Origin of the sequence: Lentzea aerocolonigenes, from assembly GCF_000974445.1 — a bacterium.
GTDB classification, from domain to species: Bacteria; Actinomycetota; Actinomycetes; order Mycobacteriales; family Pseudonocardiaceae; genus Lentzea; species Lentzea aerocolonigenes.
On record NZ_BBOJ01000003.1, the window covers coordinates 186,579 to 208,524 of the forward strand.

Genomic DNA, 21,946 nt, shown 5'->3' on the forward strand with positions numbered 1-21,946 from the left:
AGGTTGATCGCGCGAAGTGACGACCTCGCTACACGGTGCGGCGACCGGCGCAGTGCTTGCCGCGCAGACGGACGGTCACCTGTCGCCGAGCGGCAGAACACGCGCCAGCACGGGCACCGCGGCAGCGGCGACGACGGTGTGCATCACCATGAGCGCCAACGAGTTCACCACGGTGGCGCCTCCCGCGAGAATGCCCAGATCCGGGATCCACGAGAGCGCGACCACGACGGGCACGAGAATGCGCAGCACCCGCCGCGGAGATCGCGCGAAGCGGCGCACGAGGTACCAGCCGAGCGTGCCGAGCAGGATGCCGATCACGGTGGCGGGCGCGTACTCCCCCAACGCCAGCCCCGTTCGTTCCACGCCGGCGGGGATGAAGTTCCCCGCGATCAGGGCGATCAGCGCGTTGACCGCGACCGAGACCACCGCGGCGCCCAGGAGGCCGACCACGACCTCTCCGGCACCGGGCGCGAGAACGGAGGAGCGAGCGGGAAAGCTGCTGTCGGCCATGGGCCTTGTCCTTAGGTAGGCTGTTTTGCAAGCGGTCACTTGCAAACAAGGTAGCCATGCGCTCCCACCAATGCAAGTGTCCACTTGCATGCTGATCGAGGAGGGTGAGTGGCCGGCAGAGTGCCCGACAAGGCGGTGTTCGACGCGGTCCTGGAGGTGATCGCCGAACAGGGGTACGAACGCGCGACCACGCGCGCGATCGCCGATGCCGCGGGGATCAACGAGGCGACGCTGTTCCGCCGGTTCACCTCGAAGGAGAACCTGCTGCGCCAGGCCGTGCGCGGCAGCTTCGCGGAGTTCGCGCTGGACCTCGGCGCACCGGGCGACGACGTGGCGGCCGACCTGCTCACGATCGTGCGCTACTACCTGCGGCTCTACGAGACCCGTGGCGGCGTGGTGCTCACCCTCATGCGGGAGGCGAAGTTCAGCCCGGAGGTGGCGGCGGTGCTCACCGAACCGGAGAAGCTGCTGGAGAGGGTGGACGAGGTCATCCTGCACCACCAGCGCCGGGGAGCCCTCGTCGCGGAACCGCCGCGGCACACGTTCTTCGCACTCGTCGGTCCGGTGATGATGCGGGCCATCGCCCGGAGGGTCGACCAGCGGGCCACCCAGGCGCCCGCCGACCCCGAGGCCGTCGTGCGGCGGTTCCTCGACGGGCACCGGCCGGAGTAGATCGAGGAGGGGGACACGTGGCTGACTATGCGGAAGTCTCGGACGAGGTCGTGGAGCGCATGCGGGCGGTGTGCGCGGCACTGCCGGAGGTGGTCGAGGAGCGGGCCTGGCGCGGCATCCGCTGGCGGGTCGGACAGCGGGCGTTCGCGCACGTGCTGGAGATCGAGGCCGGCCGGCCTCCGTCCTACGCGGAGGCCTCCGGCATGTCGGACGGCAGCGTGCTGACGTTCCGGTCGGAGGGTCCGGAGCTGAGCGCGTTGAGCAACGCGCCGCTGCCGTTCTTCAAGCCGCGGTGGGCGGCGAACGTCGTCGGGCTGGTGCTCGACGACGACACCGACTGGGGCGAGGTCGGGGAACTGCTCGTGGAGAGCTACCTGACGGCGGCTCCCCGGCGGCTCAAGGTTCTGGTGACAGGTCCGCAGAACCTCCGCTGAGCAGCAGGTTTCGCGCAACCTGAACACTTTTGCCGCGCGTTGGCAAAGACGGGGTGCAAGGGCGAAGCGAAACCCGAGGAGCTTCATGTCGTCAGACGCGGAACTGATCGGAAGATCGCTGCGCGGAGACACCGATGCGTTCGTGGAAGTGATCAGTCGTCACGAGACGGCGATCGGCAACTACCTCGCGCGCAGAGTGGGCCGTCAGGCCGCCGAGGACGTGCTCGGCGACGTGTGGGTGGCGGCCTACGAGTCCCGGGCCACCTACGACCGCTCGTATCCCGAGGCCAGGCCTTGGCTCTACGGAGTCGCGCTGAACAGGTTGCGGCGGTACTGGCGGTCCGAACCGGCCGAGGAGCCGGCACCGGACCTCGCCGGGGTGGCGAGCGACTGGGACCCCTGGCCTGCGGTGGACGCCCGCGTGGACACGCAGGCGTTGCTGCGCAGGGCTCTGGCCCGGCTCAAACCCGAGGAGCGGGAGGTTCTGGGCCTGGTGGCCTGGGAGGACCTGACCGTCGCGGAGGCCGGGCGGGTGCTCGACATTCCCGCCGGCACGGCTCGCCGTCTGTTGCACCAGGCGCGCAAGGCGTTGCGAGAGGCCCCGGAAGTGGCCGCGCTGCTGCAAGTCCCGACGACGTGAGAAGACGACTCATGGATGAAATGGACCTGATGAAGAAGCTGAGTGATGTACCGTCCCCGAGTCCTGAGGCCTACAACCGCGCCCGCACGGCGCTGCAGACGGCGATGGCGGAACCCGCGGAACCAGTGGGCACGGTCGTGCGGCCGAAGCGCTGGTTTTCGTGGCCCAGGGCAACTGTTGCCGCCGTGGGGGTGGCGGCCGTCGCCGCGGCCGTGGTGATGGCCACGACGGGCGGCAGCGTCCCGACCGGCCCCGCCACCCAAGCGGCTCCCCCGGTGGCCCCGCCGGTGGTCGAGTCACCGCTCGTGAAACTGGCGTCCGAGGTCAAGGCCGCCGCCACGGTGCAGGGTGACTCGTCGCTGGTCATCGGCACGAAGATGCCCGCGGACCTGCCGTCGTACACCTTCTACAGCGTCTACACCGACAAGGGCCAGATCTTCGGCGGAGACTCGACGAAGACCTTGGCGGCCTCGGCGAGCAAGAACGACGACCAGGCCACGCCGTACCACGCGAAGTTGATGGCGGCGGCCCGCGAAGCCGCGAACGGCGACCTCGAGAAGGCCAGGATCGCGATGATCACCGCGGCCCACAACGTCACGGGCCTCGGCCTGAGCCCCGCCGAGGCGGACAAGGCCTGGGCAGACGCGCAGGCGAAGATCGCGGAGGACTTCCGCAAGATCGGCAAGCCTGCTCCCCCGGCCAGGCCGCGTCCGGAGGGCAAGGAACTGGAGAACTTCCGCAACAACCACCTGTGGAGCAACGCCACTTCCGCGCTGTTCCTGGGTGCCGCCAACGCGGACATCCGCGCCGGTGTGCTGAAGCTGATCTCGACCATCCCGGACACGAAGGTCGGCACGACCGAGATCGACGGCCAGCGCGCGCTGACCATCTCGACGGGCCCCGACATCCAGGGCGGCGACGCCTCGGTGGTGCTCACCATCAACGCCGACAACGGCCTTCCCATCCTCCAGGAGATCTTCCCTGCGCCGAACTCACCCACGCCGTCGAAGCCCGCGAAGGTGACCTACAAGTCGTCCCGCGTGAACCTCGCCGACGTGGTGGCGGGCAAGATCTGAGCTCACACCACTGGGCCGGCCGGGCGACCGGCCGGCCCAGCCGCATGATCAGACGAAGCGCCAGAGGTGGTCGTTGGTGCCGTTGTCGTCCCAGATCACCGCCTGCGCGCCGCGGGAGGTGGAGGCACCGTTGATGCCGAGGACCCGGCCACCGTTGGCGCACTGGATGCGGAAGTACCCGCCCGAGCCGTAGCGCAGGCGCCACTTGTGGTCGGCCGCGCCGTTGTCAGCCCACTGCTGGACGCGGGCGCCGTTGCCGGTCGCCCCGTTCTCGACGCCGAGGACCTTGCCGCTGTTGCTGTTGCGCAGCCGGAAGTAGCCGTCGGGGTCGAGGAGGGCGGTCCACAGGTGGTCGGCGGTGCCGTTGTCGTCCCACTGGATCACCAGACCACCGTCCGAAGTGGACATGTTCAGCACGCCGAGGAGCAGGCCGCTGCCCAGGTTCTGGATGCGCCGGGCGCCGGTCGGCACGAACCGCCAGTTGTTGTCCGCGCTGCCGTTGTCCGGGTCCTGGACGGCCTGCGCGCCCTGCGCGGTGGAACCGTTGAGGATGCCCAGCACCTTGGAGCTGTTGGCGTTGCGGAGCTTGTGCGTGCCGTCGCCGTTGTCGACGATCGTCCAGAGGTGGTCGGCGGTACCGTTGTCGGCCCATTGCAGCACGGTGGCGTTGTCCGCTGTGGACATCTTGTCCACGCCCAGAACCTTGTTGCTGTTGAGGTTGCGCAGCCGGACCGAGGTGCCGTCGGGCACAAGCTGCCAGTTGTGGTCGGCGGTGCCGTTGTCACCCCACTGCAACGCCAGTCCGCCGTCCGCGGTGGACATGTTCTGGATGCCGAGCACCAGGCCGCTCGACGCGTTGAACAACCGGTAGCCCGCATTCGTGCTGCTCCCGGTGTTCCAGTAGACGGTGTAGTTGAACCCGTGAGCGTCGTAGAACGGGCCGAGGTTCACGTTCGCCCCGTCGGCGGAAGCGGTGAACGCCAGCGCCGACGAGCTCGTGCGGGTGATGGAGGCCGGGTTGAGGGACGGCAGCGTGCTGAAGACCGTGTCGCCGTAGTTGCCGGACAGCACCACCGGGCCGTAGGTGATCGCGGCGACGTCGGCGTTGTCGTTGGAGGGCTGCAGGACCACGCGCATCGGCAGCCGCACGGTCACGACGTCACCCGAGGTCCACGACCGGGTCAGGCTCGCATACGTGCCCGGCGTGGCCGTGATGTTCTGCACGACGCCGTTGACGCTGACGGTCGCGCCGCTGGTCCACGCGGGGATGCGCAACCTCATGGTCCACGACCCGCCCGCGTCGCCCGTCACCGTCAGCGTGGTGGTGTCGCTGACCGGGAAGCTCGTGGTCTGGGTGACGGTGATGTTCCGCGCGGACCACGTGAGCACGGACGGCGTGTAGAGGTTCACCGTCAGCGTGGTGCCGCTGTGGAAGTAGACGGCGTCGGCCAGCCGCGTGTTGACCTCCAGCGCGGTGCCCTGGCAGCACCAGAAGGTCCCGTAGTCGGTGCTGAAGTTGCCGCCACCCACAGCGGGACCGACCACGCCCCTGCGGCCGCCGGGGTTGAGCGCCGTGAAGTAGCAGACGTGACCGTGGGTGCTGCCGGGATCCTGTTGCCCCAGCAGGTGGTTGAGCAACGCCTTCTCGTAGAAGTCGAAGTACGACGCCTTGTCCGGGTCGAGCAGCCACAGTTCCTTGGTCAGCTTGAGCATTTTGTAGCTGTTGCACGCCTCGCACGCGTCGGCCCTGAGGTAGGAGGCGATGGCGTTCGGGGCGCGGAAGTGCTCGGCCTGGCTGTTGCCGCCGATCGCGTAGGTGTGCGCGCCGACCGTGATGTCCCACGCGTTGCGGGCGATGTCGCGGTACCGGGTGGTGCCGGTGGCCTTGTACTCGCGGGCCGCGCCGATCCACTTGGGCACCTGCGTGTTGGCGTGCAGGCCGTTCAACCGGTCCTGGTTGGCGGCCAACGGGTCGAACACGACGGCGTGGTCGAACCGTTGCGCCGTGGTCAGCCACCGCGAGTCGCCCGTCTGCTGGTACAGGTCGGCGAGAACGGCGTTCATGCCGCCGAACTCCGTCTGCAGCGCGGCCTGCATCTGGGCGGTGGTCAGCCTTGCGGTGCGCCAGTCCACCCAGCCCGCGAACCGCAGCAACACGTCACGAGCCTCGGTGTTGCCGATGTAGCGCCACACGTCCAGCAGGCCGGCCAGGGTCTTGTGCAGCGTGTAGTACGGCACCCCCTTGGGCCTGCCGGACTCCAGCAGGTCGAAGTCGGACTCCGGGAGCCCGGACAGGTAGCCGGTGTTGAAGCCCGCGGCGGCGTTGTTGGCCTGACACTTGGCCAACTCCGCCACCATCAGGTTGGCCTTGTCCCGGCACGTGGTGTCACCGAGCACGGCCCAGGCGTTCGCCCAGGCACTGAGGAAGTGCCCCTGGCTGTGGGTGCGGAAGTCGAAGTTCGGGGCCTCCCAGCCACCGCACGCCGTGGCGCCGTTGGTCGACAACCCGTGGTTGGCGCGGAAGCTGTAGAGCAACCGGTCGACGTCGATGAACTTCAGGTACGACAACGTCCGGTTCTGGTTGTCCATCCAGCGGCTCGACGTCAGGCGGACCTGGCCGAGGTCGAACGCGAACGCCGACGCGCCGATGTCGTCGCGGACCGGCGGCACCACCGCGGCCCCCGCGACCGGAGTCAGCGAAGGGACCAGGGCCGGCACGGCCGAGGCGAGAGCGGCAACACCCGCGGCCTGCAACAACCGGCGACGGTTCAGGGAGGATGACATGGTGCTCCTGGATCGACTGCCGCCGCTGCGGAAACAGCCGCGGGCACACCTCTGGGCTCGTCAACGTGAACTGATCGGCAACGGACAACCGTTCGATCAGGGTGCGGCAGGCCGGCGCCCGAACCCCGTTCCCGGGTCGAGGGCACGCGTCAGTCAGCGTCGGAGGACCGACGCCGACCCCTGGGGATGTCAGCGATGAGCAGCTGCTCTCACCCGGGCAGTGGCCTGGCGGCCGGTCTGGTGCGCAGCGCGGCAGGGCATCGCATTCTCGACAACCTCTCCGTCGGGGTCGCACCAGTTCTCGCCACCGGTCGACGGAATGTTATCGCTAACATTCCAACATCTGCGGCAGACCGATGCCCGATCCGGTGTGGCGTATAGGTAACCTCCGCGCTGACGCCGTGTCAACACTCCGGCGCCAAGAAATGTCTCCTGAAACGTGTTAATCCTGTTAGCGCTAACAGAAGCCAGTCGACGGACCTCTGCTGAAGGCCGCCGGCGAACAGCGGAGCACCTTGACGTTCTCCACCAACTTCGCCATCGCGACCATTCGGGCGAACGCCAATCGAGACGGCCGACAAGCCCGCACACGTCAGCACGACCATTGACGTGAAAGTTGCCGTCGTGCTTTCATCTAGCTCGGTTCGAGAATGTTAGCGCTCACATTGCTAACCGCCCTCGTGGGACCCGTCCGTGGCGGGGCCCGCCATCACCCGTGCCCCCGACACTCCACCGACCAAGGCTGCTGCTGCAAAGACGCAGGGAGTTAGCAGGTATGGCATCAGCGAGTGGCATCGCCACCGGACCTCAGCTCGTGAAGTCGACCGAGCCGGTCCGGCACGCCGAACCCTCACCGCGCAGACGTCACCCCTGCGTCGACCAGGGATGTTAGCGCTCACTTGTGGCGTCCCCGCACACCCTTCATCGCCCCGCTCAACGAAGATCGGAGCACATCATGAACCGACGAGCGCATCTGCTCGCGGTGTCCTTCCTCGTCGTCGCCTCGACGCTCGTCCTGCCCCAGCCCGCCTCCGCCGCGACGTTGCCCACGGGCGCGCGGTCGCTGGAGTCGGTGAACTACCCCGGCCGGTTCATCCGGCACGCCGACTACCTCGGCCGGCTCGATCCCGTGAGCTCCGGCAGCTCGGCGCAGACCAAGTCCGACGCCACCTTCACCGTCGTCAACGGCCTCGCATCGCCTTCGTGCTACTCGTTCCAGGCGGCCAACGGAATGTTCCTGCGCCACCGCGACCTGCGGGTGCGCCTGGAGGCCAACACCGGCACACCTGAGTTCCGCGGGGACGCGACGTTCTGCCCCGCCGACGGCTCGGTCACGGGCTCGGTGTCGTTGGTGTCGTTCAACTTCCCGGACCGACGGTTGCGGCACCGCAACTTCGAGCTGTGGGTGGAGACCTTCCAGGACACCGAGCGGTTCCGCGCGGACAGCTCCTTCCGGCTGACCGCTCCGTGGACTCCCAAGAGCACCAAGGGACCCGTCATCCCCGGCCTGTTCGCCGATCCGCACATCGCGTACTTCAACGGCCGGTACTACCTCTACCCGACGACGGACGGCTACGCGAGCTGGTCTTCCCCCTACTACAAGGCTTTCTCCTCGACCGACCTGGTCAACTGGACCGACCACGGCGTGATCCTGGACCACGGACCGGACGTGTCGTGGGCGGACAACTCGGCGTGGGCACCGGCCGTAGTCGCCAAGAACGGCCGCTACTACCTGTACTTCAGCGGCGGCGCTGCCTCCGGTGACACGGCCAAGCAGCTCGGCGTCGCCGTGTCCGACTCCCCCACCGGGCCGTTCCGCGACGCCCTGGGCAAGCCGCTGGTGCCGGCACGGGCGTATCCCGGTCAGGCCATCGACCCGATGGTGTTCACCGACGACAACGGACAGTCCTATTTGTACTGGGGCAACGGCGCCGCGCACGTCGTTCCGCTCAACGCCGACATGGTGTCGTTCGACCCGGCGGCGGTGCGCACGATCACCACGACGGGCTTCCGCGAGGGGTCGTTCGTGTTCAAGCGCAACGGCACGTACTACTTCATGTGGTCCGAGAACGACACCCGTGACGAGAACTACCAGGTGGCCTACGCGACCGGCTCATCACCGTTCGGGCCGTGGACCAAACGCGGTGTCGTGCTCCAGAAGCGTCTCGACCTCGGCATCAAGGGCACCGGCCACCACTCGGTGGTCCAGCTCCCCGGCACCGACACCTGGCACATCGCCTACCACCGCTTCGCCGTGCCAGGGGGCAACGGCACCAACCGCGAGGTCACCGTCGACCGCATGACGTTCAACGCCGACGGCACCATCGCCCCGATCGTCCCCACCCTCTGACCGCAGGAGGAAGAAAGACCGTGCAACGAACACTGTCACGCCTGGGTGCGACTCTGGTCGCGGCGTTGCTCTTGCTCACCGCCCAGGTTCTCGTCGCCGTGGACCGGGCTTCGGCCGCCGACCCGTTCACCGGTTATCTGATGGCGCACTTCACCGGCGAGACCGCGATCGGAGAGCAGATCTACTTCGCGCACAGCACCGACGGCCTGCACTGGACGGACCTCAACGACGGAGCACCGGCTCTGCTGTCCACCGTGGGCACCAAGGGTGTGCGCGACCCCGCGCTCGTCCGCTCCCCCGCTGGTGACCGCTACTGGGTCATCGCGACCGACCTGCGCATCGCGAGCGGGACGTCGTGGAGCGACGCGGCCAACCGCGGCAGCACCTCACTGGTCGTCTGGGAGTCCACGGACCTGGTGAACTGGTCCGCGCCACGGCTGCTGGACGTGGCCGGCGCAATCCCCGGCGCGGGCGACGCGTGGGCGCCCGAAGCGATCTTCGACCCCGCCAGCGGTGACTACGTCATCTACTGGGCCACCAACGCAAGTCTCAACGGCATCAAGAAGCACCGCGTCTACTACACCCGGACCCGCGACTTCCGCACGGTCACTGCTCCAGCCGTCTACATCGACCGGCCGGGTGGACAGAACATCATCGACACCCAGATCGTCGAGTCGCCCACCAGCGTCGGTGGCTTCCGCTACTACCGCGCCTCCGCCGACGGGCAGATCACCGTCGAGGGCAGCAACTCGATCCTCGGCTCGTGGACGCGGATCGGCGACCTGTCCCACATGGGCATCTCCAACGGCGCCACCGGCGGCAACGTCGTCGAAGGTCCTATGTGGATGAAGTTCAACGACCGCACCGAGTGGGCGTTGTGGCTGGACCAGTTCAAGACCGGCCGCGGGTACATGCCGATCACGTCGACCAACCTCGGCAGCACGACCAACTTCCAGACGGTGTCGGACTACTCGCTCGGCACCAACCGCAAGCGCCACGGCGGAATCATGAACCTGACCGCCGCCGAGGAGAGCCGCGTGCTGGGCAAGTACGGCGTCAGCAGGCCGGTCAACCGCCTGCAGTCGTTCAACTTCCAGGACCGCTTCGTCCGCCACGCCAACTTCGACGTGCGCATCGACGCGAACGTCAGCCCGCTGCAGGACTCCCAGTTCCGTCTCTCGCCCGGACTGGCCGACGCGACGGCCGTGTCGATCCAGTCCGTCAACTACCCCGGCTACTACCTGCGGCACATCAACTACGACTTCGTGCTCGCGCCCTACGACGGCACCGCGCAGTTCGCGGCCGACGCGACGTTCCGCCAAGTCGCGGGCCTGGCCTCGTCGTCGTGGAGCTCCTTCCAGTCCTACAACCACACCGACCGGTACATCCGGCACTACGCCTACCAGTTGAAGCTCGATCCCATCACCACCGCGACCGCCCGCAGCGACGCCACGTTCCGCGTGACCAGCTGACCGGACCGCACAGCTGTGGAGGGGTGGGCGCCCGCGCCCACCCCTGGCGGATCGAACGTGTTCCGCCCCCGTTTCCGATCCGACAGGACACGCACATGCCCGCGTTGCTTCTTCGGCTGGCAGCGGTGTTCGCCGCCGTCGCCCTGCTCTTCACCTCCCACTCCCTCGCCAGGCCCGAACGCGCCGCCGCCGCCGATCCCGGCTACCTGATGGTGCACTTCACCGGTGACTCCGCGACCGGCCAACGGTTGTACCTCGCGCACAGCACGGACGGCCTGCACTGGAACGACCTCAACGGTGGAGCGCCGGCCTTCCTCTCCACGATCGGCACGCGCGGGGTGCGCGACCCCGCGCTGGTCCGCTCTCCCGACGGGAGCCGGTACTGGATCATCGCGACGGACCTGTGCATCCGTTGCGGTTCCACGTACACCAACGGCAGCCCGAGCTTCGTGGTGTGGGAGTCGACGGACCTCGTCACCTGGTCGCCACCGCGCCTGATCAACGTCGCCGGCGCGATCCCCGGCGGCCGCAACGCGTGGGCTCCGGAGGCGATCTGGAACCCCGAGACAGGCGACTACGTCCTGTACTGGGCGACGAACGCCACGGTGAACGCCATCTTCAAGTACCGCATCTACTACGCCCGCACCAAGGACTTCCGCACCATCACCACCCCGCAGATCTGGATCGACCCGCCCGGCACCACGCCGGTCGTCGACACCCAGATGACCGAGGTGCCCGGCGGTGGCCAGTACCGCTACGTGCGCGTCTCCGGCGACGGCCAGAACACTGTCGAGGGCAGCAACTCGATCCTGGGAACGTGGACCTCCCTCGGCACCCTCTCCAGCATCGGTCTCACCGGCAACGTGGTCGAGGGCCCGGTGTGGATGAAGTTCCGGGACCGCGACGAATGGGCGCTCTACATCGACCACCTGGCCTCGAACGGCGTCCGCGAGTACCAGCCGATCCTGACGACCAACCCGTTCGACGTCGGCGCCTACCGGGTTCAGCCGTCGACCGGCTACGACATGGGCGGCACCCCGAAGCGCCACGGCGCGATCATGACCCTCACCGCGGCCGAGGAGAGCCGCGTGCTCGCCCGCTGGCCCAACACCCCCGCCCAACGGCTCCAGTCCTACAACTTCCAGGACCGGTACGTGCGGCAGACCAACTTCGACGTGCGCATCGACGCGAACGTCAGCCCGGCGGAGGACGCCCAGTTCCGGCTCCGGCCCGGCCTGGCGGGTTCCGGCACCGTCTCGTTCGAGTCGGTGAACTTCCCCGGCTACTTCCTGCGGCACGCCAACTACGACTTCCAGCTGGTCTACAACGACGGCACCGCCCAGTTCGCCGCCGACGCCACCTTCAAACAGGTCGCTGGGCTCGCCGACGCGAGCTGGTCGTCGTTCCAGTCCTACAACCACCCCGACCGGTACCTCCGCCACTACGCGTACCAGCTGCGGCTCGACCCGATCAGCACCGCGACCGGCCGCGCCGACGCCACCTTCCGCGTGACGAACTGACTCGACGGAGAAGGAGTTCCAGATGACCGAGCAACAGCGCACCCGCCGTGCGCTGCTGGCAGCGGGTGCCACCGCCGCACTCGCCGTCGGCGTGCTCACCGCCACGGCCGCCACTTCGCAGGCGGCCACCCAGGGTCCGTGCGACATCTACGCCGCGGGCAACACCCCTTGTGTGGCAGCGCACAGCACGACCCGCGCCCTGTACGGGGCCTACAACGGCCCGCTCTACCAAGTGCAACGCGCCTCCGACAACGCGACCAGGGACGTCGGCCCGCTGACCGCCGGAGGTGTCGCCGACGCCGCCGTGCAGGACTCCTTCTGCGCCGGCACGAGCTGTGTCATCACCGTCATCTACGACCAGTCCCCCAAGCACAACAACCTCACCCGGGCGCTCAGAGGCTACTGGCCGGGGCCTGCCGAGGGCGGCAACGACAACCTGGCCAACGCCTTCGAGGCACCCATCACCGTCGGCGGCCACAAGGCGTACGGCGTCTACGTGGCCCCCGGCACCGGCTACCGCAACAACAACACCAACGGCATCGCGACCGGTGACCAGCCGGAGGGCATGTACGCGATCTTCGACGGCACGCACTACAACGGTGGCTGCTGCTTCGACTACGGCAACGCCGAGACCACCGGCAACGACGACGGCAACGGCACCATGGAGGCCCTCTACTTCGGCAACAGCAAGGGCTGGGGCTGGGGCAGCGGCAACGGCCCGTGGGTCATGGCCGACCTGGAGAACGGCCTGTTCTCCGGAGTCAACCGCGGCTTCAACGCGAACGACCCGAGCGTCGGCCACCGGTTCCTGACCGCCACCCTCAAGGGCGGCCCGAACCACTGGGCCATCCGCGGCGGCAACGCCCAGTCCGGCGGCCTGTCCACGTTCTACGACGGCGTTCGACCCAACGCCCCCGGCTACAACCCGATGAAGAAGCAGGGCGCGATCATCCTCGGCATCGGCGGTGACAACAGCAACACCGGCCGCGGCACGTTCTACGAAGGCGTCATGACCTCGGGCTCCCCCTCGGACGCCACCGAGAACGCCGTGCAGGCCAACATCACCGCCGCCGGCTACAGCAGCGGCTCGACCAGCACCGGCTCGCTGACCCCCGGCTCCCGGATCTCCCTGCAGGCCACCACCGCACCGTGCTGCACCTCGCACTACCTGCGTCACAACGACGCCGACAACAAGGTGGTCATCTCCAGCGTCAACTCCGCGAGCTCGGCCACCGACAAGGCCAACGCCACCTGGATCGTCCGCGCCGGCCTCGCGAACACGTCCTGCCTGTCCTTCGAGTCGGCCGACAAGCCCGGACAGTTCCTGCGCCACTTCAGCTACCAACTCCAGCTGAGCGCTGACGACGGCGGCACGGCGTTCGCGAAGGACGCCACCTTCTGCCGCACCACGGGCAACAGCGGGACCGGCAACTCCTTCCAGTCCGTCAACTTCCCGACGAAGTACCTGCGCCACTACAACTTCACGGTCTACATCGCCGGCAACGGCGGCACCAACGCCTGGGACGCCACGAGGTCGTGGGCCCAGGACACCAGTTGGCTCACCGCACTTCCCTGGAGCTGACAAAAAGCCCGGTGTTCTCGTCGAGGACGGGAACACCGGGCCGATCTCTGTCAGGACCGGATCAGGCGCCACTGCTGGTGAGCGCCGCCGTTGTGCTCCCACTGGTCGAGCTGTGTTCCGTCCGCAGTGGACGCACCGGGGACCTCCAGCACCAGCTGGCTGAACCGGTTCGTGAGGAGGAAGCTGTCGCTGCCGACCGGCGTGACGGCCCAGTGCTGCTGGAAGACGTTCGCGTCACCCCAGATGTTCATCGTTCCGCCGTTGGCCCTGGACCGGCCACCGACCTCCAACAGCTTGCCGCTGTTCTGGTCGCGGATCTCGAAGTACCCGTCCCCGGTGGAGATGAACGTCCACTTCTGGCACGGGTTGTTCAGCCACGACCACTGCTGCACCGGGGTGTTGTTGGCCGTGCCGGCGTTGCGCACGTCGAGGACCTTGCCGCTGGACCGGGACTCGATGCGGTAGACCGTGTTCGCCACCGGGAAGCGCGACACCAGCTGGGGGCGGGCGCTGCGGCCGCCGACGTGCACACCGCCGACGTTGACGTAGTCACCGGTGGCGGCCGTGACGTGGATGCGCACGAAGCCGACGTCCCGGTTGGTCCACTCGGCGAGCTTGACCCGGCCGTTCGCGGCCCAGTTCACGGTGGCCACCGTGGTGAACGCGACGCCGTCGGTGCTGGTGGAGATGGTGGCCGCGGTGATGTCGCCGTCGGTGGAGTCGGTGCGGTTCCACTGCTTCGGCAGGTACTCGAGCGTGGAGACGTTGCTCCACACCCCGCCGAGGTCGATCGTGATCGTCTGCGGGAGCGTGCGACCTCCGCCCCAGGTCGACCAGCAGGTCTCGAGCTTGTTGTCGCTGCGGTTGTCGATCGCGTGGTACGCGACCTCGCCTGGGTTGTACGACGAAGCGTAGGCGGCCACCGCGTTCACCGGCCACTCCACCCGCAGCGGCTGGGCCGGCAACGGCGGGCGGGAGGGGTCCGGGCTCCAGGCCGCGCCGACCTCCGCCAGCCGGTTGACGATGTTGGTGTCGAGCCTGCCCTCGCGGTTGGGCGGGCAGTTCAACAGGTACGAGGTGTACTTGGGCTCCAAGTCCCTGAGGTCGGCAAGGATGGCGTCACGGCTGCGCGGTGCGGTCGTGGGCGTGTCCGGGTGCCAGAACCAGCCGTTGCTGATCGTCTCGCCCTGGATGCCCGCGAACGTGTTGCCCGCGGGCGACCGGACGCCCAGCGGGGCCTCGAAGTAGATCGCGTCGCCGAGCCAGGGTTGCGACAGGGCGCCGTGGTCGACCATCACGCAGTTCGGTTGCAGCGATTTCACCAGGTTGCGGACCTCCTGGTAGGAGACCTGCTGCTGGCCCATCTGCCAGGCGTAGCCGTCGGTGACGAACACGTCGATCGTGCCGTAGTTGGTCAGCAGCTCGCGGATCTGGCCGAGCACCACGGTCATGTCGCCCGGCTCGATGGCCTGGAGCGGATCCTTGCCGTGGTAGCCGCCGTACGCCTCGATGGTGTGCGTGCGGTCCCAGACCGAGTAGTACAGCCCGACTCGCAGGCCTCGGGCGCGGAACGCGTCGACGTACTGGCGCACGACGTCCTGCTTGTAGCCCGAGTACGCCACGTTCTGCTTGTCGAACGCCGTGGGCCACAAGGCGAAGCCGTCGTGGTGCTTGGTGGTGAGCACGCCGTAGCTCATCTTCGCTGCCGCGGCAGCTGCCGCCCACTGCGCGCAGTCCACGGAGGGCGGCGCGAACTTCGACGGGCTCTGGCCGCCCGCCGCCCACTCCTCGTTGGTGAAGGTGCCGAGGTTGAAGTGGTTGAACATGCCGAACCGCAGGTTCACCAGATCGGCCAGGGGATCCGCCGCGTGCGCCAGCGGTGCGAAACTGGTCAGCCCCGGTACCGCGGCCGAGGCCGCCGCGATCCCGGTGGCGGCCAGGAAACCCCGGCGGGACATGCCTGATGTCGTCATTGACACTCCAGTTCGGTCAGGATCAGTTCACCGGGTGGAAGGTCCACCGCTGGTTGGAGCCGCCGGTGTCGCGGTACTGGATCAGCACGGCGCCGTCGGCCGTGCTGCCTCCGCTGACGTCGAGCACCTTGCCGCTGTGGCGGTTGACCACGACGAACACGCCGTCGGACTGCCGGCGCAGCTGCCACTGCTGGCTCGCCCGGCCGTCGGCGGTCGCCTGCACGACCCGTGCGCCGTCCGCCGTCGAGGACCCGGTCACGTCGAGCACCTTGCCACTGACTGTGCAGGTGATGGTGTGGTAGCCGTCCACTGTGGACTGGAAAGCCCACCTCTGGTTGACCGCACCGGTGTCGGGCCACTGGATCACGGCGGCGCCGTCCGCCGTCGACGCGCGGGCGACGTCGGCGACCTTGCCGCTGCGGACGCTGACGCACTTGTACGCCCTGGCGGGTGTGATCGTGTAGTCCACCGAGTCCACGTCGACGTGGCCGGTGCCGTTGGGGTTGTAGGTGTAGAGGCCGACCCGGTCACCGCGGTAGCCGCCCCACGTGAGCTGGTAGGTGCCGCCGAACGAGGTGAACGAGCTCCCGTCGAGGCTGTAGGAGAACCGGCTGACTCCGTTGACGTCCCACGAGGTCCGCAGCCACAGGGCGTTCTGCGTGATCACCGGACCGCTGGTCAGGCTGCCGCCCGCGTTGTGCTCGATCGCGGTGGTGGTCCCGGAGCGCCGGACACCCAGCCCCGCGTAGGTCGCCGCGTAGTGGCACAACCCGGCGTGCTGACCGTCCGCGAGACCGGTCAGTTCCAGGCGGACGGTGACGGTCGCGCCGCCCGTCGTGCGCAGAACCCGTTGCGTGAGCGTGTTTCCGGCCTTGGTCAGGTTGTCGGCGACCAGCGGAGCGAACGCCTTCAGCCGCAGGAAGCCGGGACGTTCGGTCAACGACCACCGGTCCGCGCGCGGCTGGTAGTGCCACTCCCACTGCGGTTTGAGGCGGCTGTCGGTGAACAGGTCGCTCGTCACCACGGCGGGCAGCGCGTCGACCGGCAGACCGGGCGTGCCGCCGGTGGGCACCCGGCCCGTCCACACCATGCTGCCGATGCCGTCCGCGCCTACCTCGCCCAGGATCGGCCAGCCGTCCACCCAGGTCACCGGCAGCAGGGACAGCACCCGTCCCTCCCACCGGCCGCTGCCGTGGTGCGTCACCCAGTGCCAGGCGCCGTCCGGTGCCTGCACCAGCCCGCCCTGGTTGGGTTCGCGGTCCACCGACGGGGAGACGTGCTGCAACTGCCTGGTCTCGAACGGTCCGGTGATGCTGCTGCCGCGGTTCATCATGACCACGCGGCCTTCGGACTTCACCTCGCTGAAGAGGTGGTAGTAGGTGCCGTTGATCTTGTACAGCTTGTTGGCCTCGCTGCCCCGCGACTGGTGGATCACCGTCGACGGACCGACCAGCGACTTGCCGTCCTCCGACAGCTTGAACAGGTGCACCTTGTACGCGTCGGCGTAGTGAGTGGTGACCAGGTAGCCCTGGCCGTCGTCGTCCCAGAACGGGCACACGTCGTTCCAGCCGGACGTGCGCCACAGCGCGTGCAACGGCTCCCACGGTCCGGACGGCGACGGGGCCGACGTCATGAAGAAGCCTTCGTCCGGCGTGTTGAAGTAGATCCAGAACCGCCCCGCGTGGTGGCGAATGGACCCGGCCCACACACCGCGGCCGTAGCGGTTCATCCTGTCCCAGTTGAGCTCCGGCCCGATGCGCGTGACGTCGTCCACCGCACCGCCGAGCGTCCGCCAGTTGACCAGGTCCGTCGAGTGCAGGACGGCCATGCCCGGCGAGTACCCGAACGTGCTGGTGATGCCGTAGTAGTCGGCGCCGACGCGGATGCAGTCCCAGTCGCTGAGGTCGGCGGGGATGATCGGGTTGACGTAGGTGCCGTCGCCCTGGTCGCCCCAGGTTCCCGCCGGTGGTACGGCTGCCGTCGCACCCGGTGGCAGCAGGCCCGGCAGTACGAGCGCCCCGGTGCCGACAGCGGCGAGCCGGCCGAGTTGTCGTCTGGTGATGTCCACGATCTCTCCTCAGGCAGCCGTCTGGTGCCAGCGCTGGTTCGCGCTGCCGCTGCAGGTCCACTGGACGAGCTTGGTGCCGCTGGTCGTACTCGACGACGGGACGTCGAGGCACTTGCCGCTGGCACGGTTCACCAGCGACACGGTGGTCGCGTCGACGGTGCGCACGGTCCACTGCTGGTTGGCGCCTCCGTGGCACGGCCACTGCAGCACGCTCGCGCCGTCCGCGGCCGATCCGCCGGAGACGTCGAGGCAGGAACCGGTGGCGCGGTTGAGCACCTCGACGTACCCGCCCGGTTTCGCGCGGAGCTGCCAGTGCTGGGACTCCGCGTTCGACGCGGTCGCCTGCTGGACCGCCGAACCCGAGGTGTCCAGCCGCAAACCGCTGTGCTGCGCGGTGAAGCTCGCGAACGCACCCACACCACCAGCGGTCTGCACCACCGTGCGGATCGTGCCGTCGGGGTTGTGGAAGAGCCGGTCCATCACCACGGACCGCTTGTGGTTGCCGCCGCCCTCACGCGCGTTCTTGTGGTACGCGACGTACCACTGGCCCTGGTACTGGAAGAGCGAGTGGTGGTTGGTGTTGACGTTGACGTAGTCGAGGAGGACGCCGCGGTAGGTGAACGGGCCCAGCGGTGAGGAGCCGGTGGCGTAGTGGATCTGCCCCGGCCAGCCGGTCGAGTACGAGAAGTAGTAGGTGTCGCCGACCTTGTGCAGGTGCGGCGCCTCGCCGTACACGGTCGAGCCGGTCACGCGGACGTCGTTGATCGGCCCGGTCGTGGACACCATGTCCGCGCCCAGCTTGACCACCTTCGGCGTGCGCGTGCCGAAGTACATGTAGGACGATCCGTCGTCGTCGGTGAAAATCATCGGGTCGATGGGTTCCTCGCCCGTGTTGGCGTCCCTGGCCTTGTCCACCAACGCGCTGCCCCGCCCGTCGGTGAACGGGCCCGTCGGCGACGACGAGACCGCCACGCCGATCTTCGTCCGGTCGACGGGGAGGTAGAGGTAGTAGCGGCCGTTGCGTTCCGTCGCACCGGGCGCCCACGCGTACTGGCTCGCCCAGGAGAAACCCGCGATCGAGAAGATGTCGCCGTGGTCGGTCCAGTCCACCAGGTTCGACGACGAGTAGGACCGCCACGCCTTCGAGTCCCAGTAGGTGCCGCTGTTGGTCTGGTCGTCGGTGAGGTAGAGGTGCACCCGCCCGTTGAACACGTGCGCGGACGGGTCCGCGACGAAGCGGTCGGCGATGATCGGGTTCGCGGCGTTCGCAGGTGGCACGCCGATCACCGTTGAGCTCAGGAGCACACCGGCGGCCAAAGCGCCGCGCAGCAGGCGCCGGCTCCCGCCACGACGTTTCCTCAGGCCTGAAGTCTCGATGGTGACCACTCCCTATCTGCGATGTGCGGGGATTTCGTCCTTTGTGGACAGAAGACGGTCGCGGGCACGCCTCGGACCGACGGCGTCCACGCGTCCGCGAACCATCCGCGGTGACGTCGCGCCAGTACCGCCGGTCGCACCCAGAGCGGCGTTAACGCTAACAGCACACACCGGTAACCCCAATACCCCATTTCGGACTAGCTCGAATCGAGACCCAGCCCGCCCGTTGCCACCAGGAACGCCTCTGAGACACCAATTTCAGGAATCTGACGGTCGACTCTTCGCTACCGCTCGGCACGGAGCCTCTTCAGTCACGACCCCGATTCTCACCCCTGATTGTTAACGTTAACACTCGCGGTTCAGGCAGGTGGGACCACCACTCGCGCCTGCTTCTTGGCAATCACCGAGGCGTGCTACCACTTGTCCACCAGGAATTCCACGTCCCTCCACTGTGGACTGAAGAGGTGCGGTCAGCGGATTCCGACCCGTTGACGATCGACGTCATACGTCTTATGTTTCCGGGCTGAAGCTGTCCCTCGGCCGGTCGTCCGACCGGCGCGTCCGTCCACAGACGCGCCGGCGATGACGCACGCGCTTGCCCGATCAACGAAGATCGACGAGAGGAACCGGTGTGGCACCACTGCGCTCTGCAAGGCGAACGCTGTCCTGGTCGTCGGCCTTGACGTCGTTCGCACTGGTACTGGCCGGTTCCGCGATCCCGGCGGCGGCCGCCGTCCAGGCGACGTACTACGTCTCACCGTCCGGCAACGACACCAACGCCGGCACGATCGCCGCGCCGTTCCGGACGGTGCAACGCGCGAGGGACGTCGTCCGCACGGTCAACACCGCCATGACCGGCGACATCCAGGTGTACCTGCGCGGCGGGAACTACCCGGTGACGAGCACGATCGAGTTCGCGCCGGGCGACTCCGGAACGAACGGCCACCGGGTGTCCTACTCCGCCTACCCCGGCGAGACCCCAGTTCTCGAAGCCGGTGTCAGGGTCACCGGTTGGACGCAGCAGAGCGGGAACGTCTGGAAGGCGCCGCTCAGCCGTGCGAACAAGCTCCGTGCGCTCTACGTCAACGACAAACGGGCGCTCATGGCCTCGAAGACGATCAACTCGCTCGGGTGTCAGGGCACCTACACCGTCACCGCGGGGCAGGCACCGTGGGCGTGGGAGTCCGGCTCCGAGTGCGACGGGTCCCGCTACAGCCCGTCCGACCTGCCTGCCATCACGGCGAACCAGGGCGACATCGAGATCGAGACCGCCACGACGTGGGCAACGGCCATCGTGGGCGTACGGCAGGTCACCACGAGCTCTGACGGCACCAGCCGCATCGCCTTGTTCCAGCAGCCCGGCGCGGCCATCGCCCAGGGCGCGTACAACGCCGACTTCCAGGCCACCGGCAGCCAGAAGGTCATGAACGCCTACGAGTTCCTGGACACACCAGGCGAGTTCTTCTTCGACCGCACCAACCAGACGGTCTACTACTACAAGGCCGACAGCGAGAACATGGCCACCGCGTCGGTCTGGGCGCCGAACAACGTGCCCACGGTGCTCAGGATCGCCGGCACCTCCACCTCAAGCCACGTCCACGACCTGACCTTCAGCGGCATCACGATCCAGCACTCGGACTGGAACCTGTTCGACGTGGCCGGATCGTCGTTCAAACAGGCCCAGCAGGGCAACGGCGGCAACCAGCGGTATGCGCGGAAGAACTTCCACGCCTACTTCTACCGCAACATCGAACTGCCGCCCGGGATCGTCGAGCTCGCGAACGCGCACGGCATCGTGCTGGAGCGCAACGAGGTGCGGCACACCGGCGCCGACGGCATCACCCTCAACAACGACGTCCGCGACTCGAAGCTGATCGGCAACCACACCGACGACATCGGCGGCTCGGCGATCAACGTCGGGCATCCGCAGCACATCTACCTCGGCGACCACACCGCCACGAACAACGAGAAGTACCCCGCCGCGGTCGAGGGGATCTGCAAGAACATCGAGATCAGGAACAACTACTTGCACGACAGCGCGGTGCTGTTCAGCGGGAGCAGCCCCGTCTCCGCCTACTTCGTCGACACGCTGTCGGTGCAGCACAACCTGATCGAGAAGGCACCGTGGAACGGCATCACCCTCGGGTGGGGCTGGAAGGACTTCGACGGTACCGCAACCTCCATCGTGCCGAACGTGCCGACCACCACGGCCAGGAACAACACCATCAGCCACAACCACATCGTCGACACGATGCAGCGCCTGGGCGACTCGGCACCCATCTACACGCTGGGGAGCCAGCCCGGCACGACCATCAGCAACAACTACATCCAGGGCGTGCCGGCCGGGCACAAGTACGGGATGCACCCCGACGAGGGCTCGGCGTTCATCAACCACCACGACAACGTGCTCAACGTGTCGCCCGACGTCGCCTACACGATCAACTCGGGCACCTGGGGACGCCAGCACGACCTGACGATCACCAACACCTACGGCACGGTCAACAAGATGTCCAACAAGAACGTGCCGAACAGCACCATCGAGGACGTGCACGCCTACCCGGACAACGTCTGGCCGTCGGCGGCGTACCGCGTCACCGTGGACGCGGGTCTCGAACCCGCGTACCGGGACGTCGTGCCCGGCACCGCGGCCGCTCCCGACCGGGTGCTGCCCGCGGGCACCTTCAACGACACCGGTGCGTCGTCCATCCCGATCAGGAGCGCCGGCGACGCGACGAAGACGGTCTGGCTGGCCCCGGCGGGCACGACCAGCTTCTCCCCCGGCCCGACGACGAGCAGTGCGAGCGGCACCGCGACCACGATCACGCTCCCGGAGCGGGCCGGCGACTACAAGCTCTACGTCGTGGACGCCCGGGGCAACCGGTCCGCGGAGTCGGTGTCGGTCGTCCGGCAGCAGTGGCCCCTCGTCGACGACAAGGACGCCCGCGTGAAGTACACGGGCACGTGGAACAACTGGAACGACGCGAAGGACGTCCGCGGCTCGGAGAGCTACACCGCCCAGGCCGGCAACTCCGCCGAGCACACGTTCACGGGCACCGGTGTGCAGTACGTCGGCATGACACAGCCCAACATGGGCAAGGTGGACGTGTACCTCGACGGCACGCTCGCACAGTCCGACGTCGACGCCTACGCGCCGTCCGTGACGAAGCAGGTCGTGCTGTTCCGCAGGACGGACCTGTCCGCCGGGTCGCACACGATCAAGGTCGTGTGCAAGGGGACGAAGAACGCGGCTTCCTCCAACACCATCTGCGCCCTGGACGCGTTCTCCAGCACACCCTTCCCCGGGCAGGGCTACTACAAGATCGTGAACCGCAACAGCGGGCTGGCACTGGACGTGATGTCCGGGTCCACTTCGGACGGTGCGGCCCTCATCCAGTGGGGCTACAACGGAGCCGACAACCAGGCCTGGAGGTTCGAGTCCGTGAGCGGGAGCGCGTTCGAGATCTCCAGCAGGCGCAGCGCTCCAGCCG

Annotated in this window: 13 protein-coding genes and 1 pseudogene; 9 read left to right on the top strand and 5 right to left on the bottom strand. The window is 68.0% G+C overall.

The window, feature by feature from the left end:
- Positions 1 to 75: 75 nt before the first annotated feature.
- Positions 76 to 510 carry a DUF6069 family protein gene (locus AOM45_RS06965; RefSeq protein WP_051783057.1) on the bottom strand — a complete coding sequence of 145 codons (435 nt, stop codon included), beginning with the start codon at positions 508 to 510 and terminating at the stop codon, positions 76 to 78.
- 108 nt (positions 511 to 618) lie between these two features.
- Here AOM45_RS06965 and AOM45_RS06970 point away from each other — a divergent pair, with 108 nt between their 5' ends.
- From AOM45_RS06970 to AOM45_RS06985, 4 genes are all read left to right on the top strand, one after another.
- A complete protein-coding gene (locus tag AOM45_RS06970) occupies positions 619 to 1,182 on the top strand; it encodes a TetR/AcrR family transcriptional regulator (RefSeq protein WP_030466911.1) in 564 nt (187 codons plus the stop codon).
- Positions 1,183 to 1,199: 17 nt separating this feature from the next.
- A complete protein-coding gene (locus tag AOM45_RS06975) occupies positions 1,200 to 1,616 on the top strand; it encodes an MmcQ/YjbR family DNA-binding protein (RefSeq protein ID WP_030466912.1) in 417 nt (138 codons plus the stop codon).
- 85 nt (positions 1,617 to 1,701) lie between these two features.
- Complete coding sequence (locus AOM45_RS06980) at positions 1,702 to 2,256, top strand: RNA polymerase sigma factor (RefSeq protein WP_030466913.1); 555 nt, start codon at positions 1,702 to 1,704, stop codon at positions 2,254 to 2,256.
- An 11-nt stretch (positions 2,257 to 2,267) separates the two neighbouring features.
- Complete coding sequence (locus AOM45_RS06985) at positions 2,268 to 3,332, top strand: hypothetical protein (protein WP_236703192.1); 1,065 nt, start codon at positions 2,268 to 2,270, stop codon at positions 3,330 to 3,332.
- Positions 3,333 to 3,380: 48 nt separating this feature from the next.
- On the opposite strand, the gene AOM45_RS06990 is transcribed toward AOM45_RS06985, so the two are convergent.
- Positions 3,381 to 6,116, bottom strand: coding sequence for a beta-L-arabinofuranosidase domain-containing protein (locus tag AOM45_RS06990; RefSeq protein ID WP_030466915.1), 2,736 nt, complete (start codon positions 6,114 to 6,116; stop codon positions 3,381 to 3,383).
- Positions 6,117 to 7,071: 955 nt separating this feature from the next.
- Between AOM45_RS06990 and AOM45_RS06995 the strand changes: the two genes are divergently transcribed.
- The 4 genes from AOM45_RS06995 to AOM45_RS07010 all read left to right on the top strand — a co-directional run bounded on the left by AOM45_RS06995 (position 7,072) and on the right by AOM45_RS07010 (position 13,040).
- Positions 7,072 to 8,466: a family 43 glycosylhydrolase gene (locus tag AOM45_RS06995; RefSeq protein ID WP_051783058.1), complete on the top strand. Its 1,395-nt coding sequence runs from the start codon at positions 7,072 to 7,074 to the stop codon at positions 8,464 to 8,466.
- Positions 8,467 to 8,486: 20 nt separating this feature from the next.
- On the top strand, positions 8,487 to 9,938 hold the full coding sequence (locus tag AOM45_RS07000; RefSeq protein WP_030466917.1) for a glycoside hydrolase family 43 protein: 1,452 nt from the start codon (positions 8,487 to 8,489) through the stop codon (positions 9,936 to 9,938).
- A 95-nt stretch (positions 9,939 to 10,033) separates the two neighbouring features.
- Entirely contained in the window at positions 10,034 to 11,458 is a 1,425-nt protein-coding gene (locus tag AOM45_RS07005; RefSeq protein ID WP_030466918.1) for a glycoside hydrolase family 43 protein, read from the top strand.
- Between the two features lie 22 nt (positions 11,459 to 11,480).
- Positions 11,481 to 13,040, top strand: coding sequence for an alpha-L-arabinofuranosidase B (locus AOM45_RS07010; RefSeq protein WP_030466919.1), 1,560 nt, complete (start codon positions 11,481 to 11,483; stop codon positions 13,038 to 13,040).
- Between the two features lie 50 nt (positions 13,041 to 13,090).
- Here the strand turns inward: AOM45_RS07010 and AOM45_RS07015 are convergent, their stop codons facing one another.
- The 3 genes from AOM45_RS07015 to AOM45_RS48805 are packed head-to-tail and all read right to left on the bottom strand — an operon-like array spanning position 13,091 to position 18,359.
- Entirely contained in the window at positions 13,091 to 15,013 is a 1,923-nt protein-coding gene (locus AOM45_RS07015) for an alpha-L-fucosidase (RefSeq protein WP_030466920.1), read from the bottom strand.
- Positions 15,014 to 15,035: 22 nt separating this feature from the next.
- On the bottom strand, positions 15,036 to 17,081 hold the full coding sequence (locus tag AOM45_RS07020; protein WP_030466921.1) for a family 43 glycosylhydrolase: 2,046 nt from the start codon (positions 17,079 to 17,081) through the stop codon (positions 15,036 to 15,038).
- 9 nt (positions 17,082 to 17,090) lie between these two features.
- Positions 17,091 to 18,359, bottom strand: a complete 1,269-nt coding sequence (locus AOM45_RS48805; RefSeq protein WP_201779910.1) for a family 43 glycosylhydrolase — start codon at positions 18,357 to 18,359, stop codon at positions 17,091 to 17,093.
- A gap of 730 nt (positions 18,360 to 19,089) precedes the next feature.
- On the opposite strand from AOM45_RS48805, the pseudogene AOM45_RS53730 reads away from it, so the two are divergent.
- Positions 19,090 to 21,879: pseudogene (locus AOM45_RS53730) on the top strand (right-handed parallel beta-helix repeat-containing protein); the annotation flags it as partial.
- Positions 21,880 to 21,946: the final 67 nt, after the last annotated feature.